The sequence below is a fragment of the Actinokineospora xionganensis genome (assembly GCF_014323725.1).
In the GTDB taxonomy this organism is placed as follows: domain Bacteria; phylum Actinomycetota; class Actinomycetes; order Mycobacteriales; family Pseudonocardiaceae; genus Actinokineospora; species Actinokineospora xionganensis.
On the sequence record NZ_JABVED010000006.1, the window covers coordinates 131,789 to 148,495 of the forward strand.

Annotated in this window: 16 protein-coding genes; 11 read left to right on the forward strand and 5 right to left on the reverse strand. The window is 71.7% G+C overall.

Annotation, left to right across the window (positions count from 1 at the left end):
- Positions 1 to 24: 24 nt before the first annotated feature.
- The 10 genes from GPZ80_RS12630 (at position 25) to GPZ80_RS12675 (ending at position 10,606) form a co-directional block, all read left to right on the forward strand.
- On the forward strand, positions 25 to 1,056 hold the full coding sequence (locus GPZ80_RS12630; protein ID WP_312880281.1) for a FecCD family ABC transporter permease: 1,032 nt from the start codon (positions 25 to 27) through the stop codon (positions 1,054 to 1,056).
- Complete coding sequence (locus GPZ80_RS12635) at positions 1,056 to 2,117, forward strand: FecCD family ABC transporter permease (protein WP_187220523.1); 1,062 nt, start codon at positions 1,056 to 1,058, stop codon at positions 2,115 to 2,117. Before GPZ80_RS12630 ends, GPZ80_RS12635 begins: the two co-directional genes overlap by 1 nt.
- A gap of 4 nt (positions 2,118 to 2,121) precedes the next feature.
- Complete coding sequence (locus tag GPZ80_RS12640) at positions 2,122 to 2,961, forward strand: ABC transporter ATP-binding protein (RefSeq protein ID WP_187220524.1); 840 nt, start codon at positions 2,122 to 2,124, stop codon at positions 2,959 to 2,961.
- A 46-nt stretch (positions 2,962 to 3,007) separates the two neighbouring features.
- Positions 3,008 to 3,190: a (2Fe-2S)-binding protein gene (locus tag GPZ80_RS12645; RefSeq protein ID WP_091382978.1), complete on the forward strand. Its 183-nt coding sequence runs from the start codon at positions 3,008 to 3,010 to the stop codon at positions 3,188 to 3,190.
- 85 nt (positions 3,191 to 3,275) lie between these two features.
- Entirely contained in the window at positions 3,276 to 3,758 is a 483-nt protein-coding gene (gene bfr / locus GPZ80_RS12650; RefSeq protein ID WP_091382980.1) for a bacterioferritin, read from the forward strand.
- 162 nt (positions 3,759 to 3,920) lie between these two features.
- Entirely contained in the window at positions 3,921 to 5,570 is a 1,650-nt protein-coding gene (locus GPZ80_RS12655) for a hypothetical protein (RefSeq protein WP_187220525.1), read from the forward strand.
- 67 nt (positions 5,571 to 5,637) lie between these two features.
- Positions 5,638 to 6,621: a helix-turn-helix transcriptional regulator gene (locus GPZ80_RS12660; protein WP_187220526.1), complete on the forward strand. Its 984-nt coding sequence runs from the start codon at positions 5,638 to 5,640 to the stop codon at positions 6,619 to 6,621.
- A gap of 134 nt (positions 6,622 to 6,755) precedes the next feature.
- The gene (locus GPZ80_RS12665) at positions 6,756 to 8,285 is read left to right on the forward strand and encodes an alpha/beta hydrolase (protein ID WP_187220527.1); all 1,530 of its coding nucleotides are present in this window, start codon (positions 6,756 to 6,758) and stop codon (positions 8,283 to 8,285) included.
- A gap of 52 nt (positions 8,286 to 8,337) precedes the next feature.
- On the forward strand, positions 8,338 to 9,924 hold the full coding sequence (locus GPZ80_RS12670) for a sensor histidine kinase (RefSeq protein ID WP_187220528.1): 1,587 nt from the start codon (positions 8,338 to 8,340) through the stop codon (positions 9,922 to 9,924).
- 4 nt (positions 9,925 to 9,928) lie between these two features.
- Positions 9,929 to 10,606, forward strand: coding sequence for a response regulator (locus tag GPZ80_RS12675; protein ID WP_187220529.1), 678 nt, complete (start codon positions 9,929 to 9,931; stop codon positions 10,604 to 10,606).
- Positions 10,607 to 10,637: 31 nt separating this feature from the next.
- Here the strand turns inward: GPZ80_RS12675 and GPZ80_RS12680 are convergent, their stop codons facing one another.
- The 5 genes from GPZ80_RS12680 to GPZ80_RS12695 form a co-directional block, all read right to left on the reverse strand.
- On the reverse strand, positions 10,638 to 12,674 hold the full coding sequence (locus GPZ80_RS12680) for an amylo-alpha-1,6-glucosidase (protein ID WP_312880282.1): 2,037 nt from the start codon (positions 12,672 to 12,674) through the stop codon (positions 10,638 to 10,640).
- 131 nt (positions 12,675 to 12,805) lie between these two features.
- A complete protein-coding gene (locus tag GPZ80_RS12685) occupies positions 12,806 to 13,195 on the reverse strand; it encodes a glycosyltransferase (RefSeq protein WP_222719225.1) in 390 nt (129 codons plus the stop codon).
- Positions 13,192 to 13,344, reverse strand: coding sequence for a hypothetical protein (locus tag GPZ80_RS32100; protein ID WP_222719226.1), 153 nt, complete (start codon positions 13,342 to 13,344; stop codon positions 13,192 to 13,194). The genes GPZ80_RS12685 and GPZ80_RS32100 overlap by 4 nt, the downstream gene beginning before the upstream one ends.
- A gap of 128 nt (positions 13,345 to 13,472) precedes the next feature.
- The gene (locus GPZ80_RS12690) at positions 13,473 to 15,053 is read right to left on the reverse strand and encodes a phytoene desaturase family protein (protein ID WP_187220530.1); all 1,581 of its coding nucleotides are present in this window, start codon (positions 15,051 to 15,053) and stop codon (positions 13,473 to 13,475) included.
- Complete coding sequence (locus GPZ80_RS12695; protein WP_187220531.1) at positions 15,050 to 15,511, reverse strand: SRPBCC family protein; 462 nt, start codon at positions 15,509 to 15,511, stop codon at positions 15,050 to 15,052. The genes GPZ80_RS12690 and GPZ80_RS12695 overlap by 4 nt, the downstream gene beginning before the upstream one ends.
- Before the next feature lie 124 nt (positions 15,512 to 15,635).
- Here GPZ80_RS12695 and GPZ80_RS12700 point away from each other — a divergent pair, with 124 nt between their 5' ends.
- Complete coding sequence (locus GPZ80_RS12700) at positions 15,636 to 16,697, forward strand: NAD-dependent epimerase/dehydratase family protein (RefSeq protein ID WP_187220532.1); 1,062 nt, start codon at positions 15,636 to 15,638, stop codon at positions 16,695 to 16,697.
- Positions 16,698 to 16,707: the final 10 nt, after the last annotated feature.

Below are 16,707 nucleotides of genomic sequence, written 5' to 3' on the forward strand. Positions count from 1 at the left end.
CGACGCGGACGGGACGGGAGCCTCGTGGATCAGACCGTCCGTTCGGCGACCACCGGCATCCGTCCCGCGACCCGCCCGCTCGTCCTGCTGCTGGCCACCTTCCTGCTCGCGGGCCTGTGCGTCGCGTCGCTGGCGATCGGCAGCAAGACAATCCCGTTCGGCGAGGTGTTCAGCGTCCTCATCGACCCGCGGGGCGGCGAGACGGAAGCCATCGTGCGCGGGCTGCGGCTGCCGCGGACCCTGCTGGGCCTGTTCGCCGGGGTGGCGCTGGGCCTGTCCGGCGCGCTCATCCAGGGCGTGACCCGCAACCCGTTGGCCGACCCGGGAATCCTCGGCGTCAGCGCGGGCGCGGGGTTCGCCGTGTCGCTGGCGGTCCTGGCGTTCGGCCTGTCGTCGTTCTACTCCTACGTGTGGTTCGCCTTCGCCGGAGCCGCCATCGCCAGCGTGGTCGTCTACGCACTCGGCGGCTTCGGCCGCGGTGGCGCGACCCCGGTGAAACTGGCGCTGGCCGGGGTGGCGATGCTGGCCCTGCTGACCTCGCTGACCAGCGGCGTTCTGCTGCTGGACCCGAACGCGCTGTACGTGTACCGCTCGTGGGCGGTGGGTTCGCTGACCGGGCAGGACACCGCGATAGTGGCCCAGATGGTGCCGTTCCTGCTGACCGGGACGGCATTGGCGCTGTCCGTGGCCCCCGCCCTGAACAGCCTCGCCCTGGGTGATGACGTGGCGTCGGCATTGGGGCGCAGGATCGGCCTGATCCGGCTCGGCGGGGTTGTCGCGGTGACCCTGCTGGCGGGGACGGTGTCGGCGGTGGTGGGGCCGATCGTGTTCATCGGGTTGGTGATCCCGCATGTGGCACGGGCGATCACTGGGCCGGATTACCGGTGGATCTTGCCGTACACGATGGTCCTGGCACCGTGTCTCGTCCTGGCCGCCGACATCCTCGGGCGGGTCGTGGCGCGACCTGGGGAAATCGGCGTCGGTGTGATCACAGCCTTCCTTGGGGCGCCGTTCTTCATCGCCCTGATTCGGCGTCGTCGACTCGCGGAGTTGTGATGGCCCTCCTCGAACTCACCCGCCAACCTGGCCGGATCGCCGTCCGCCTGGGCCCTACCTCCGCTGTCATCCGGCCCCGCATGCTGGCCGTCTGCCTGGGCCTGGCCGTCGCCTCCGCGCTGGCGTTTGCCGTTGAGCTGTCCTTCGGCGACTACCCCATTCCCCTCCTCGACGTAGTCCGCGCTCTCTTCGGGGTCGGGGATCGCGCCACGCTCTTCGTCATCGAAGAGTTGCGTCTTCCCCGGGCCCTGGTCGGGCTCCTCGTCGGTTGCGCCTTCGGGGTTTCCGGCGCCCTGTTCCAGACGCTCACCCGCAACCCGCTGGCCAGTCCGGACATGATCGGCCTGAGCTCCGGCTCCGCCACCGCCGTGGTCGCCGCAATGGTGCTCGGGTTCGGCGCAGGTCTCGGCACGCAGGCGCTCGGGTTGTTCGGGGGGATCGCCACCGCGGTGCTGATCTACGGGCTCGCCTGGAAGGGCGGGACCACCGGCTACCGCATCGTCCTCGTCGGCATCGGGATCTCCTGGATGTGCACCAGCCTCACCAGCTACCTGCTGGTCAAGGCCGACATGTGGGAAGCCCAGCAGGTCCTGCGCTGGATCATCGGCAGCCTCAACGGCGCCGACTGGGTGCACGTCACCCCGCTGGCCTGGGCGGTACTGGTCCTCGGCATCGCCGTGCTGCTGCTCTCCCGGTGGCTGCGCCTCCTGCAGTTGGGCACCGACGTGGCCACCGCGCTCGGGGTGCCGGTGCGGTTCGCCCAGCCCGCGCTGATCGTCACCGCCGCCGCGCTGGTCTCCTTCGCCACCGCCGCGACCGGGCCGATCGTCTTCGTCGCGTTGACCGCCCCGCAGATCGCCCAGCGGCTCACCGGCTGCGCCTGGCCGCCGCTGGTGGCCTCCGGGCTGACCGGCTCGTTCCTGGTGCTGGGGTCCGACCTCATCGCCCAGCGCGTCATTCCCGGCACCCTGCTGCCCATCGGCGTGGTGACCGGCGCGTTCGGCGGACTGTTCCTGTTGTGGCTGTTGACCCGCGCGAACCGGGTCGGGTCTGGAGGCTGACCGAATGCGACCCGAGATCGCGCCGACACTGCGGGCCGAGGGGCTCGCGGTGTCCTATGGCGACCGCTCCATCATCACCGACCTCGACCTGGTGGTCCCGCCCGGCAAGATCAGCGTGATCGTCGGCGCCAACGCGTCGGGCAAGTCGACGCTGCTGCGCTCGCTGGCCCGGCTGCTGTCCCCGGCCGCGGGTCAGGTCTGCCTGGACGGCGAGTCGATCCACGCCATGCCGACCCGCGAGCTCGCCCGGATGGTCGGCCTGCTGCCGCAGTCGCCGGTGGCCCCCGAGGGGATGACGGTCATCGACCTCGTCGGCCGCGGTCGTGCGCCGCACCAGAGCTGGTGGCGGCAGTGGTCGCACAGCGACGAGGAGACCGTGCGGCACGCGCTGGAGCTCACCTCGATGCTCGACCTGGCCGAACGCCCGGTCGACGAGCTGTCGGGCGGCCAGCGCCAGCGGGCCTGGATCGCGATGGCCCTGGCCCAGGACACCGACATCCTGCTGCTCGACGAACCCACCACGTTCCTCGACATGGCCCACCAGATCGAGGTGCTCGACCTGGTCATGGACCTCAACCGCACCCGCGGCCGGACGGTGATGATGGTGCTGCACGACCTCAACCAGGCCTGCCGCTACGCCGACCACATCGTCGCGATGAAGTCCGGCCGGATCGTCGCCCAGGGCCCACCCGCCGACCTGCTCACCGCGGAGCTGGTGGACGAGGTCTTCGACGTCCGCTGCTGCGTGGTGACCGACCCGGTGAGCGGAACGCCCCTGGTCATCCCCATCGGGCGGCACCACGAACCACGGAATGTGGCGCGGCACCCCTTCCCAATTCACTGACGTTTGTTTAGCATAGGCTCACCTAATAAAATGATCGAGGAGAGCCATGTACGTCTGCATCTGCGCCGCGGTCAGCGAGGCCCGGGTGCACGCCTGCATCCTCGCCGGCGCCCGCACGGCGGAGGAGGTCGGCGACCGCTGCCAGGCGGGAACCGGCTGCGGCAGCTGCCTCGATCGCATCGACGACATGCTCGAAGATCACACGATGGCGGCGACAAACGCCGCTTAAGGGTGACCGCTCCGCTTCCGCAATGCGAGGTCACAGGTCTGGGTTTACGGTCGGGCGTCAACCCGTTCGACCGGAGGTGCCCCCCGTGCGTGGCGACGAAGAAGTCATCGCGTTGCTCAATGAGCAGCTGACCAGCGAGCTCACCGCGATCAACCAATACTTCCTGCACGCCAAGATGCAGGCGAACTGGGGCCTGACCAAACTCGCCGAGCACACGCGCGCGGAGTCCATCGAGGAGATGACCCACGCGGAGATCATCACCGACCGCATCCTGTTCCTCGAGGGTCTGCCGAACTACCAGAAGTTGCTGCCGCTGCGCATCGGACAGACGCTGCGCGAGCAGTTCACCGCCGACCTGGCCATCGAGGTCGAGGTCGTCGAGCGGCTCCGCAAGGGCATCCCGATGTGCCGCTCGAAGGGCGACGCGACGACAGCGGCCCTGTTCGAGAAGATCCTCGCCGACGAGGAGCACCACATCGACTACCTAGAGACGCAGCTGGAGCTGATGGACCGCCTCGGCGAGCAGCTCTACCTCGCGCAGACGGTCGACCGGCCGCCCACAGTCTGAGCCCCACAAGATCCACAAGAACCCCGAGTCCGACGCCAGTCCGGCTCGGGGTTCTGCTGTGACCGAAATCGGTCACTGGCAAAGATCAGCCGTCGCGAGCATTCCGGTCTGGTAGACCCCTCCTTCCGATTCGGCATTCACCGGCTCGAAAGGAACTCCCCGATGCAGGTTCCAAGAATCGCGCGGCGGGCCGCCTTATGCGGCGCGTTACTCGCCTTGGTGACTCCCGGCCTCGCGGTTTCGGAGACACCACAAGGCGCGGCGTGCAGCCCCTTCGGCGCGACCCAGGCCGACCGCACCGGCGAGTGGGCCAGCTGCCTCGACGTCGCCGTGCGGCTGTCCGAAGCGCCCGCGGTCGGCAAGCAGGCCAGGGTCGACATCGAGGTGCGCACCACGGCGGAGCGGTCCGACCTGGCCCTCGACGTGCGCCTGCCCGCCGGGCTGGAATGGGTCCAGACCCCCGCCGGACTGCGGGCCGAGTCGAGCGTGTCCCAGGTTCCCGCCGACAACGGCAAGGTGCACCGGGCGGTCGGCGCGGGACGGGCCGACCGGGTCCGACCGCTGCGGCTGAGCGGCACGGTCCGCGCGGTCGCCGAGGGGGCCGCGGAGATCCGGGCGGCGGCGAGCACCGCGACGGACGCCGACACGGGCAGCGCCTTCCTCACCGTCGGCGCCCAGCGCTCGACCTTCGGCATCACCGCCCGCGACACCAACGCGACGGCGCCCGCCGACCAGGGGACCCGAGCCCACGCGCACCTCGCGCACAAGCCCGCCGGGCCGACCGGGGCGAGCGCGGGCACCGCGTGCGCCACCGGCACCTGGGGCTACGTCGACCACACCGGCGCCACCCGGGTCTCCGCGAACGCGCAGGTGGCGGTGTATGACGCCGACGCCACCGGCAGGCACGACCTGCTCGCCACCGGCCTCACCGATGCCACCGGCCGCTTCCGGCTGTGCTTCGACAACACCGACGAGGACGGCACCGGCCAGGACGTCTACGCGCAGTTCGCCACCGAGAACGCGCACTGGATGATCCAGCACGGCCGCACCAGGAAGTCCTACCGCTTCGACAGCCCGGTGCGCGCCGACCTGGCCGCGGGCGCGACCGCCGACTTCGGTGCGGTGAAGCCCGCCGACCCGGCGCTGATGCGCGGGGTGGAGGCCTTCGACGTCATGAACACCGCGTGGAACTGGACGCCCGGCACCTGCTGGGACGCCCGCGACACCACCTGCCGCAAGGGCCGGATCAACTGGGCGCCCGACTCCACCGACGGCACCTACTACTCGCTGCGGGAGAACGCGGTGCACCTCGCCGCGGCCGACCCCGACTCGAACATCCTGGTGCTGCACGAGTTCGGCCACGCGATCATGGACGACGTCTACGAGGACGACTTCCCGCCCGCCCCGGACTGCAGCCCGCACTACATCCACCGCACCAGTTCCCAGGGCTGTGCGTGGACCGAGGGATTCGCCACCTGGTACGGCGTGATGATCCTCGACGACCCGACGTTCCGCTGGCCCGACGGTCGGACCCGCGACCTGGAGGGCCCGACCTGGGGCACCCCCGAGTGGGACGACGGCGACGTCGTCGAGGGCCGCGTCCTCGGCGCCATGATCGACTTGGCGGACACCGCGAACGAGCCGGGCGACACCTGTTCCGAAGACCCGCTTGGTCCACAGTGGACGACGTTCCTGAACCACGTCTCCGGTACCTTCCAACAGTTCTGGGCCCAGCGAGCCGCTGACGGCTACGACGTCGGGGCCGCGGCGCAGGCCTGCCTCTACCACAACACGATCGATTATCGGCACTAGCGACAACGGCGGGCGCATTCCCGCGAGCCGGGGATGCGCCCGCCTGGAGCTGTTAACTTTGGACACCATGGCGAACCCGAAGGTCGGCGAAGCACTGCGGCGGCTGGGAATCGGTGACGAGGCGGCCCGGATCTACCTCGCACTGCTGGACCTCGGCCCGACACCGCTGATCGCCGTCGAGCAGGACGCGGACGTCGCCCGCGAGCGGCTGGGTCCGGCCTACGCCGAACTGGTCGACGCCGGGCTGGCCACGGCCGTCGCCGACGACTCCGACACCGCCGCTCCCCTGCCGCCCGCGGCGGGCCTGGAGATCCTGGGCAGGCACCGGGCGGCCGAACTCGACGAGTCGAAGATCGCCATCGCAGGGGCGTTCGAGTCGTTCCGGCGGCTGCGGCTCGCCGAGTACAACGACAACCTCGTCGAAGTCGTCACCGGCGACGCCATCGGCCCGCGGATGCGGCAGGCCTGGGCCAGCGCCCGCACCGAGATCCGCCAGTTCGACTCGCCGCCGTACTTCCCGATCGAGGGCGCCACCAACGACTCGCTCACCACCCTCGCCCGCGGCGTCACGCAGCGAGTCGTGTACTCCCGCGAATCACTGGAGTACCCGGGCTACCTGGCCGACAGCATCGAACCGTGCGTCGAGGCGGGTGAGCAGGCCAGGGTGCTGCCGTCGGTCCCGGTGAAGCTCGTGATCATCGACGACGCGTACGCCCTGGTGTCGCTGTCGGTCAAGGAGGCCGACGTGCACAACTCGATGCTGATCGTGCAGCCGTGCGGGCTGTTCTCCGCGCTGGTGGCGCTGTTCGAGGAGTCGTGGCTCCACGCGCTGCCGTTCTACGGCCGCGAACCGCAGCCGCAGCGGCTGCTGCCCGCCGACCGCAGGGTGCTCGCCCTGCTCGCGGGCGGCGTGTCCGACGACGACATCGCCCGGGAGATCGGGATCAGCAGACGAACCCTGTTCCGCCGGGTGGAACTGCTGATGACCCGCCTCGGCGCCACGACCCGCTTCCAGATGGCACTGCAGGCCCAGCGGCGCGGCTGGCTCTGACCGGGCGAGTATGTCTTTCGGGGTAGTCCCCCAGGCTGACACCCGCCGGATAGTCAAGACCGGCGGCGGTGGCGCCCGACGACCGCCGCACGGTTGCCTTGTGCCGACAGTTTCACCGAGCACAAGGAGCGACGATGGGCACACCGCGGGGACAGGGGCCGAGCACGGGAGGTCCACCCCGGCCGGGCCGCGCGGCTGTCGTGTCGGTCATGTCGGTCGCGGTGGTGGCGCTGCTGGCCGGGTGCCAGTGGACGGCGGGCGAGGCTGTCCCGATGCCGTCGACCGCCCCGGAGCCCGAGGCCGACAGCAGGCTGGCGGCGTTCTACAAGCAGCCGGTGAAGTGGGAGCCCTGCGGCAAGTTCGAGTGCGCCAAGCTGACCGTGCCGGTGGACTACGCGAAGCCCGACGACGGCCGGAAGTTCACCCTGCCGCTGATCAAGGCCGCGGCGATGAAACCGGAGCAGCGGATCGGGGTCCTGGTCGCGGGTGCGGGCGGGCCCGGTCAGTCCGGGGTGACGATGGTGAAGGACCTCGCGCAAAGCTGGCCCGCCGCGGTGCGGGAGCGCTTCGACGTCGTCAGCTTCGACCCGCGGGGCGTCGGGGGCAGCGAACCGAGGCTCAAGTGCGAGACCCAGGGTGAGCCGCCCGCCGAGAAGCGCCCGGACCTGCCGCTGGTCGGCGACATGGTCGCGGGGAGCAAGCAGTACGCCGAGGCCTGCCTCAAGCACACCGACGCGAGCATCCTGAGCCACTTCGGCACGGCCGAGGTGGTCCAGGACCTCGACGTGCTGCGGGTCGTGACGGGCCAGGAGAAGCTCACCTACGTCGGCTACTCCTACGGCACCCGGATCGGGCAGCTCTACGCCGACCGGTTCCCGAAGAAGATCCGCGCGATGGTGCTCGACGGCGTCGACAACGTCTCCCTTGACTGGCGCGACGACCCGATCCAGCAGGCCGAAAGCATCGAGCAGGCCCTGCACGCCTATGCCCGCGACTGCGCGGCCCGCACCCGCGAACCGTGCCCGGGCCGCACCGAGGCCGAGATCATCGCCACGGTGAACCGGGTGATCGACAAGGGCGACAAGTCCGGCGACGGCGACATCCGAGGGGACATCTCAAGCAAGGTCACCTTTCCGGAGGAGTGGGACGAGCTGTCGGAGATCCTCATCGACGCCGACCGGCCCGCGGAGCCTCAGGAAGAGGAGCCGACCGAGGAAACCGAGGAAACCGAGGAAACCGCGTCGGACGACACGACCGACGCGCTGTCCGTGGTGAACTGCCTCGACCGACCGCACCCGACCGACCTCGCCGCGTATGAGGAAGCCGCGAAGCGCCTCCGCGATGTCTCCCGGCTCGCCGACGGCACCGAGCTTCTCAGCTGCGCGTTCCTGCCCCCGGCCACGAGCAAGCCGAAGGTGGTCCGCGCCGAGGGGGCGCCGACGATCCTGCTGGTCGCGACCACGGTGGACGCGGCGACCCCGTACCGGTGGGCGCAGGCCCTGGCGGCGAGCATGCCCTCGGCGGCGCTGCTGACCAACGAGGACGTCGGGCACTCCGTCTACGGCGGCACGTCGTCGTGCGTCGACGAGGCGGTCAACCGCTACCTCATCGACCTGACCCCGCCGCCCGCACCCGCCCGGTGCGCCACCAAGGCGGGCAGCTGACATGTGATGCTGTCTCCCGGTCGGTCAGTCGGACGAACGGGAGAGCTCAGCCATGCGGGACGTCCTTGGGCGGTGGCGCCTGCCCGCGGTGGTCGGCGAACTGCTCCTCGTGGCCTGCGTGGCCGCGGTGACGGCGTACCTGGCCGACGTGCTGCCGGTGTGGGGCTGGCCGGGCGTGGTGTTCGCGACGGGCCCGGTGCTGACCGCCGTGGTCGCCCTCACGGCCGTCGTGGTGCTGCTGCGGCGTTGGTCGGCGTGGGTGGCGCTGCTCGGGGCGGCGGTCCTGTTCGGGGTGTTCCCGGCGACCGGCGTCGCGCTCGCGGTGGTCGCCCACACCGCGGGCGGGCGCTGCGGGCCACCTCTGCGGGGCCCGCTCTTCGGCGTCGCGGCACTGCTGCCGTTGGGCGTCGTGCTGATCACCCAGCCCGCCTACCGCTGGCAGTACGTGACCATCGTGATCACCACCCTGACAGTGCTGTGCCTCGCGGTGCCCGCCCTGGTCGGCGCGCTGCAGGCGCAGCAGGCCCGGCTGGTCGCCGCGCTGCGCGAGCGGGCCGAGTTCCTCGCCAGGACCCGCGACCTCGAACGTTCCGAGGCGCGGCAGCGGGAGCGGTCCCGGATCGCCGAGGAGACGCACGACCACCTCGGCCACCGGCTCAGCCTCATCGCCATGTACTCGGGCGCCCTGGAGGTGGCCGCGACCGACCAGGACCCGGAGCTGGTGAAGGCCGCGCACCTGGTGCGCTCGACCGCCCGCACCGCCCTCAACGAGCTGCGCCAGTCGCTCGGCGTGCTGCGGCCCGCCGGACAGCAGGCGGAGTCCACCGAGGCCACCGGGACCCGGGCGGACGTCACCGGCCTGGTGGAGGCCTCCCGGGCCGCGGGCGTCAGCGTCTCCCTGGACTGGCGCGGGCCGGACCTGACCGACGCCCGGGTGCCGGTGCGCCAGGCCGTGCACCGGGTGGTGCGGGAGGCGCTGACGAACGTGCACAAGCACGCGGCGGGCGCACCGGTCACGGTCACCGTCGAGTCCGGGCCCGAGCGGCTCGTGGTCGAGGTCGGCAACGGCCCCGACGGCGTGCCGCGCCTGGCGGGCACGGGCAGCGGCCTGGTGGGCCTGCGCGAACGGGTCCGGCTGGTCGCGGGCGGGCTGACGGCAGGCCCCACCGCGGACGGCGGGTTCGCGGTCACCGCCGTCATTCCGCTGACCGGCGAGGGCCCGGTCGCCGAAGCCGAGGCGGACGAGCGCGCCGCGGGCGCCATCCCGACCCCGCGCCGCACCGTCCGGCTGGCCGCGGCGCTGCTACCGGTCGCGGGCCTGGCCGCGGTGGCCGCGATGGTGCTCACCACCCTGGCGTTCGTCCCGCCGCCCGCGCCCGCCGACCACGAGGATCCGTTGGAGGACATCAAGCTCGGCATGACGCCGGAGGACGTCGAAGGCTGGTTCGGCCCGAACATCGTCTCCGCGGAAGCCGCCGCCTTGGACCACGAGCCTCCGTGGCCGGACGACACCTGGTGTTCGTACGTGCCCGCCGACGACCCGCCGGACGCGAAGACCGCGGCCATCTTCCGATTCTGTTTCGCCGAGGACGAGCTGGTCGAGAAGACCTGGTTCGAAATCCCCGTCTACGAGGACTGACCCCATGATCCGTGTTCTCCTGGCCGACGACGAACCCATGCTCCGCGCCGCCACCGGGCTGCTTTTGAGCCAGGCCCCCGACATCGAGGTCGCAGCCGAAGCGGCAGACGGAGCCGAGGCCATCGATGCGGTCAGGCGGCTGCACATCGACGTGGCATTGGTGGACATCAGGATGCCGAAGGTGGACGGGCTGGCGGCGGTCGAGGAGATCACCCGGATCGCCCCCGCGGTGCGGGTCATCATGCTGACCACGTTCGACGAAGAGGACTACGTCACCCGCGCCCTGAGGGCCGGAGCCGCAGGCTTCCTGCTCAAGGACACCGAACCGGCCCAAATCCTCCACGCGGTCCGCGCCGCCGCGGCGGGCGACGCGGTCCTCTCGCCCGGCGTCGCCCGCCAGGTCATCGACCGTTCCCTTGCCGCACCTGGGGTTCGCGCCACCCAAGCCACGGAACGGCTCGTCGCGCTAAGCCCCCGCGAACGCGAAGTGCTGGTGTGGATCGGACACGGCCTGGCCAACGCCGACATCGGCACCCGGCTGGGATTGTCCGCGGGCACGGTCAAGGTCCACGTGAGCCGGATACTGACCAAGCTCGCCTGCGCCAACCGGGTCCAAGCCGCCATCCTCGCCCACGAAGCCGGACTTCTGGAAGACGGCGACGAGCCGCCACAGCCGCAGTAGATCCACAATGGACGGTGCTCGACAACGAGCGCTAACGAGCCGTCTCGGCTCCGGTCAAGGTCAGGTTGTCCGGCAGCCCGTCGACCGACGACTCATCCCCCACCTCCAACGTCAACCGAAACCCCGCCAACGGCAGCGACTCAATCCGCAGCGGGATCATCCGCTCCGGCAGCACCGGCGCGAACCGCACAGTCCCATCAGGCAGATCCGGCTGGAACCGCAACAACGTCTGCGCGAGCAAAATCGGCGCCGCCGCCGCCCAAGCCTGCGGCGAACACGAAGTGGGATAAGGAATCGGCGAGGGAAACTCCGACCGATCGAAACCACAGAACAGTTCCGGCAGTCGGCCGCCGAAATGGCGGGCCGCGTCAAGGATGCCCTTCGCGACCTTCTGCGCCTCCTCCACGAACCCGTACCGCATCAGGCCCGCGGCGGCGATCGCGCTGTCGTGTGGCCAGACCGAGCCGTTGTGGTAGCTCATCGGGTTGTAGGCGCCCATGGTCGTGGCCAGGGTGCGGACGCCGAACCCGGTCCACATCGACGGCCCGGTCAGGTGTCCGGCGACGGAGGCCGCCTTGTCGTCCTCGACGATGCCGCACCACAGGCAGTGGCCGAGGTTCGACGTCAGCGCGTCGATGGGGCGTTTGTCCGCGTCGAGGCCGATGGCGAACCAGCCCTGTTCGGGCAGCCAGAACCGATCGTTGAACGCCTCCTTGAGCCGCGCCGCCTTGGCTTCGCACGTCGCCGCCGTCGCCGAGTCGCCGAAGGCCGCGGCGATGCGGGCGCGGGCGGTGTAGGCGGCGAAGACGTAGGCCTGGACCTCGGCCAGGGCGATGGGCGCGACGGAGAGCCTGCCCGCGGCGTCGTTCACGCCGTCGAACGAGTCCTTCCAGCCCTGGTTGCGCAGGCCCCGGTCGGTGGCGCGCTGGTATTCGACGAACAGGTCGCCGTCGCGGTCCCCGTACTCCTCGACCCAGGCCAGGGCTCGGTCGGCGGCGGGCAGCAGGGCGGTGAGGTCGGCTTCCGGCAACCCCCAGCGGTGCAGTTCGCCCAGCAGCGCGACGAACAGCGGGGTGGCGTCGGCGGTCCCGTAGTAGGCGTTGCCGCCGCCCAGGGTGAGCGCGGCCTCCCGGCCGAGACGCACCTCGTGCAGGATGCGGCCCGGCTCCTCCTCGGTCAGCGGGTCGACTTTCGTGCCCTGGTGGTCGGCGAGGGTCTGCAGCGTGCCGAGCGCGAGCCGCTGGTCAAGGGGCAGCGCCATCCAGCTGGTCAGCAGCGAGTCCCGGCCGAACAGGGCCATGAACCACGGCGCGCCCGCGGCCACCACGAGCCGCCCCGGGTGGTCCGGGTCGTGGATCTGCAGGGCCCCGAGGTCCACGGCGCTGGTGCGCAGTGTGGTGGCCAGCGCGGGGTCGCTCGTGGCGATTCGCGGGATGGCGATCTGCCAGGCGTAGAGCCTGCTCGCCGGGGAGGCGACCGCGTCCGCGCCGCTGGAGGTGCGCACAGTGAACCGGGTCGACCACCTGCCGCGTGCCGGGACGACCGCCCGGAAGCTGATCTGGCCCGCCGCGATCTGCGGGCCGCCCGTGGCGCTCAGCGCCATCCGCATGGTGTGGTCGTCGGCCGACCAGGTGTAGGTGAGCGTGTCGGCGCCCGCCTCGACCTCGACCCCTGGCTGCGCCTGGACGCGGCCTTCCTTGACCTCGAACAGATCCGCGAAGTCCGCTTCCACGGTGAGGCACACCGCGACCCCGGCGGGCTCACCGGACAGGTTGTGCAGGACCAGATCCTCGCGCATCCCGCCTTCCAGCGACCGCTCACGCACGACGAGCAGCGTGCTGTCCGCCAGCCCGCCGCGCGGCGCGGCGCGGCCGACGAACTCGGCGGAGAACGGCTGCTGGGAACTGGTTCCCAGCGACTCGACAGCCTGCCCGTCGAGGGTGAGCCGCCAGCCGGAGAGCACTCTCGTGTCGCAGACGAACAGGCCGTGTGGCCGGTCCGGGTGGATATCGCCGTCCATCGCGGACTGACAGAAGGTCGAGCCGTCGACGAGCGTCGTGGTGCCCACGCCGCCGACTGAGGACAAGGGTGGTGCGGCACTCGAGGCCCATGCCGTCAACTCGTCCGCCTCCCGGAATTTCAGCTGTTGGTACCGCCCCAGCCACCGTGCGGATGGTCGGTCACCGTGGTCCGGTGCCGTCACGCTCCCCTCGGGCTGTGACCGCTGTCATGGCGCTCAGCGGGCCGGAGCCTGCCCGCGGTGGCGCCGTCCTCCACGATCTCCGGCGCGGCGCCCGACCGCAAGGCCACGACGAGGGTTCCGCAGGCCGGTGCCTCGATCATGACCAGCCCGAACGGCTCCGGCCACTGGATGGGGTTGAGCAATGCCCGCGCGCCCGCAGGCAGGTCCATCGCCTCGCTCACGCGCGCCTCGCCGACGTACTCGACGTCCCCGCCGAGCAGCGGCTCGATCCGTTCTTTGAAGTAGGCGTGCTCGCGGGGCTCGCGCATCTTCGCGGCGATCTTGAGCGGCTGCCCGGCCTCGCGAGCCACCTTGACGGCCTCGTGGGCGCCCTTCTCCTCGGTCATCCGGCCGAGAAAAGCAGGTGGCCGCCGCTCCCGTCGCCGGAGGGGAACCGCTCCGGATCGACCCCGTGGTGGAACTGCTTCATCGTCGCGTGTTCGAGGGCGAACAGGTTCGGCACGACGGCCTCGCTGTCGCCGGTGGTGAACAGCATGACGTCGTGGCCCTGCTTGTCGAGCCCCGAGCCAACCGGTCCAGGAACGATTCCGTGCCGACGTAGCCCGGAGGTGGCACGGGCAGCCACGGGGCGCGAGCAAGCCCACCGCCCGGGGGCACCCACCCTCAGCGGTAAACCAACCGGTGCAGGCCACCGATCACCCGTCGGTACGCCGAACCGGCCCAGCCCGCCCGCGCCAGCGCGGCTCGGGCGGCGTTGGCTCCGGCGGCGCCGTGCACGCCGCCACCCGGATGGGCCGAGCCACCCGCGAGGAACAGGCGGTCGACCGGGGTGTCGGGTCGGCCGAGGCCGGGCACGGGTCGGAAGATGAGCTGCTGGTGGATGGCCGCGGTGCCCGCGTTGATGGCACCGTCGACGACGCTGAGGCTGTGTCGGCGCAGTTCCGCCGGTCCCTGGACGGCCCGGCCGAGCACGCGGGCGGTGAACCCGGGCGCGTGTCGTTCGATTGTCTTTTCAGCCAGGTCGGCGAGCCGCCGCAGGTCGTCATCGGACCAGGTCCGGTCGCGGGGGACGTGGGTGTAGGCCCAGAGGCTCTCCGTCCCTGGCGGCGAGCGGCTCGGGTCGGCGGTGGTCATCTGGCCCAGGAGCAGGAACGGCGCCTCGGGTGGGCGGTTGCCCGCCAGGTCGGCGTGCGCCCGCGCGAGTCCGTCGAGGTCGGCGCCCAAGTGGACGGTTCCGGCCCCGCCCACCGCCGCGGCGGTCCACGGGACCGGGCCGGACAGCGCCCAGTCGATCTTCACTGTGCTGTCGTCCCAGTGGAAGTTGGCCAGGTCGTCGACGAGCCGGGCGGGCAGGTGCTCCTCGCCGACCAGGTCCCGGTAGAGGATCGGCGCGGGCACGTCGGCCAGGACCGCGCGCCGGGCCCGGACCGGCTCACCCGCCCGCACCCCCATCGCGCGGCCACCGGCGACCAGCACCTCGGACACCGTGCGTCCACAGTGGACTTCGCCGCCGCGGTCCATGAGCCTGCGCACCAGCGCGTCGGTGATGCGGTGCGCCCCGCCCTCCGGGACGGGGAATCCGTTGTCCTGGCCGAGCATGGCGAGCAGCCAGCCGAACGCGCCGCTGCCCGCGCTGTCCGGTCCGAGGTCGGTGTGCTGGGCGCTGCCCGCGAACAGCAGCGCCGCTCCTTCGCCGCCGAACCGCTCCTGGCTCAGCCGGCGGGCCGACAGGGTGAACATCCGGGCCAGGCGGAGCAGTTCGGCCGTGCCGAGTGCGCGCGCGAGCCTTCCCGCCGCCCGCACCGGTGGGAACGGGCCGAGCAGGGCGGGCAGCAGGTCGCCGCGGATGCGCTGCCAGTAGTCGAATTCCCTACGCCACGCGGCCCCGTCGCCGGGGGCGAAGGTCTCGACGGAAGCCGCGGTCCGGTCGACGTCGCGGGAGAGCAGGACGTGCCGGTCGTCGGGCAGCACATGTGCGAGCACGGCCGGGGCGTGCGTCCAGCGCAGGCCATGGCGCTCCAGGTCGAGCTGGGCGAAGACCGGCGACGCGGCGGCGAGCGGGTAGAACGCGCTGCACAGGTCGCTTTGGAACCCTGCAACGGTGATCTCGGCGCTGCGCACCGCACCGCCGGGTTCCTCCGCGGCTTCCAGCACCAGCACGTCCCACCCGGCGTCGGCGAGCAGGTTGGCCGCCACAAGGCCGTTGGGTCCGGCGCCGACCACCACGGCGTCGGCGACCGTCACCGCGACCCGGGGACGTCGGCGGCGGCGCGGCCGGTGGCCAGGTCGGCGAGCCGGTCAAGCGCTTCGTTGTTGCGCGGAGTGAGCAGCAGGTCCTGCACGACACCGGGAACGATTTTCGCGGGTCCCGCCGAGACGTGTTCGGTCATGGTGACCCTCGTGCGGGCGGGACCGAGGTCTTCGAGTTCGAGCCGAACCAGGGCGGCGCCGAAGGGCCACGCCCAGGCGTCGAGTTCGAGCAGCCGGGGCGCGTCGATCTGGCGGACGACGGTGGCGTCGGACAGGCGCAACGGCCACGGGGCGATGTTGTGGTGGATACGCGAGCCGATGTCCGGCCAGTTCTTGTCGACCGCCCGGATGTGCGCCGCGCCGACAACCCAGCTCGCGTAGAGCCAGCCGTCGGCCAGGACCGCGAAGACGTCGGCCCGGGGGGCTTCGATCTCCTTGCTCACGACTGCCATCGAATCCTCCTGCGCCGTGCGGACACTGTCGGGTGGGTACCCCTGGCCCGCTGGGACTAACCCCGTGTGTGGTGACGCCGGAGTGCGGGCATCCCTGGTGGACGCCGAGAGAGGGAGTGTCCGGGTGAAGGTCGTGGTGACCGGGGCGAGCGGGAACGTCGGAACCGCGCTGCTGCGCGCGGTGCCGCAATGGGAGGCCGTGGCCAGGCGGGTGCCGCCGCCGCTGCGGCCGTACCAGCGAGCCCGCTGGATCTCCTGCGATCTCGGCGATCCCGGCGCGCACAGCGTGCTCGCCACCGCCTGCGCGGGCGCCGACGCGGTCGTGCACCTGGCGTGGGCGATCCAGCCGCCGCGGCACGACCCGGCGATGGCGCGCACGAACCGCGCGGGCACCGCGGCCGTCCTTCGGGCGGTCGCCCAGGCGGGGGTGCCTCAGGTGGTGTCGGCGTCGTCGGTCGCGGCGTATTCTCTCGCCCCGCGGTGGGACAGCGTCACCGAGGACCATCAGATCGGCGGAGTCCCGGGAAGCGCGTACAGCGCGGACAAAGCCGCCGTGGAGACCTTGCTCGACGAGTTCGAAGCGACCCACCCGGGTTTGCGAGTGGCCCGCATCCGCCCCTGCGCCGTCGCCCAGCGCGACGCGGGCGCCCAACTCGCGCGCTGGGCGCTGAGCCCGCTGGTGCCGCGCCGGATCCTGGGCAACCGGCTGCTGCCGGTGCCGCTGTGGCCGGACCTGCGGATGCAGGTCGTCCACTCAGACGACGTGGCCGACGCGATCCGCCGTATGGTGACGCTCGGCGCGACCGGGGCGTTCAACCTGGCCGCCGACCCCGTCCTGCGCACCACCGACTTGGCCGCCGTCCTCGGCGGCTTCGAGGTCACCCTCCCGAGAGCCCTGCTGAGCGCCCTCGCCGCCGCGGCCTGGAAGGCCGGGCTGCAGCCCATGCACCCTGGCTGGCTGCGGCTGGCCGACGGCGCGCCGCTCATGGCGTCCACCCGGGCCCGGTCCGAACTGGACTGGACCCCGACCTGGGACGCGCGATCGGCGTTGCGGGACCTGGTCATGGGAATGCGCGCGGGCACCGGTACCTCCAGCGCGCCACTGAAGGAACTGGCCGAGTCCCCGCGACCGCGGGCGCTGGGACGGCCGGCGTTCCAGAGCCAACACCAGCCGCGCGCTCGCTGACCCGTCTCAT

Coding starts and splice junctions, on each gene's coding strand:
- GPZ80_RS12635 (WP_187220523.1), top strand. CDS start 1,056: ATGGCCCTCCTCGAACTCACCCGCCAACCTGGCCGGATCGCCGTCCGC.
- GPZ80_RS12640 (WP_187220524.1), top strand. CDS start 2,122: ATGCGACCCGAGATCGCGCCGACACTGCGGGCCGAGGGGCTCGCGGTG.
- GPZ80_RS12645 (WP_091382978.1), top strand. CDS start 3,008: ATGTACGTCTGCATCTGCGCCGCGGTCAGCGAGGCCCGGGTGCACGCC.
- GPZ80_RS12655 (WP_187220525.1), top strand. CDS start 3,921: ATGCAGGTTCCAAGAATCGCGCGGCGGGCCGCCTTATGCGGCGCGTTA.
- GPZ80_RS12660 (WP_187220526.1), top strand. CDS start 5,638: ATGGCGAACCCGAAGGTCGGCGAAGCACTGCGGCGGCTGGGAATCGGT.
- GPZ80_RS12665 (WP_187220527.1), top strand. CDS start 6,756: ATGGGCACACCGCGGGGACAGGGGCCGAGCACGGGAGGTCCACCCCGG.
- GPZ80_RS12670 (WP_187220528.1), top strand. CDS start 8,338: ATGCGGGACGTCCTTGGGCGGTGGCGCCTGCCCGCGGTGGTCGGCGAA.
- GPZ80_RS12675 (WP_187220529.1), top strand. CDS start 9,929: ATGATCCGTGTTCTCCTGGCCGACGACGAACCCATGCTCCGCGCCGCC.
- GPZ80_RS12685 (WP_222719225.1), bottom strand. CDS start 13,195: ATGACCGAGGAGAAGGGCGCCCACGAGGCCGTCAAGGTGGCTCGCGAG.
- GPZ80_RS32100 (WP_222719226.1), bottom strand. CDS start 13,344: ATGCTGTTCACCACCGGCGACAGCGAGGCCGTCGTGCCGAACCTGTTC.
- GPZ80_RS12695 (WP_187220531.1), bottom strand. CDS start 15,511: ATGGCAGTCGTGAGCAAGGAGATCGAAGCCCCCCGGGCCGACGTCTTC.